We start from the raw sequence: 351 nt of genomic DNA on the forward strand, positions 1-351 counted from the left end.
TTATTTTAGGACAGCTCCTCCAAGCAGAGATCTGCATGTAAGCACCTCGAACAAAAATTCCCAAAACCAGAATTTCCGTTCGAGGCGACTTACACTCCGATCTCTAATCGCTTGGATCCGCTCACTTTATTTTAGGACAGCTCCTCCAAGCAGAGATCTGCATGTAAGCACCTCGAACAAAAATTCCCAAAACCAGAATTTCCGTTCGAGGCGACTTACACTCCGATCTCTAATCGCTTGGATCCGCTCACTGATTTTAGGACAGCTGCGCAAAGCAAAAGTCTGCACATAAGCACCACCAACAAAAATCCCCAAAACCGGGATTCCTGTTGGCGGAGACTTATGCTCCGA

General features: G+C 46.7%; 1 protein-coding gene. It reads right to left on the minus strand.

Features of this window, described 5'->3' with window-relative positions:
- Positions 1 to 126 precede the first annotated feature (126 nt).
- Positions 127 to 351: hypothetical protein (locus KTE19_RS08775; RefSeq protein WP_217342099.1), on the minus strand; the 225-nt coding region annotated here is incomplete at its 5' end.

This window comes from Lentilactobacillus dabitei (genome assembly GCF_019061365.1).
Taxonomy (GTDB): domain Bacteria; phylum Bacillota; class Bacilli; order Lactobacillales; family Lactobacillaceae; genus Lentilactobacillus; species Lentilactobacillus dabitei.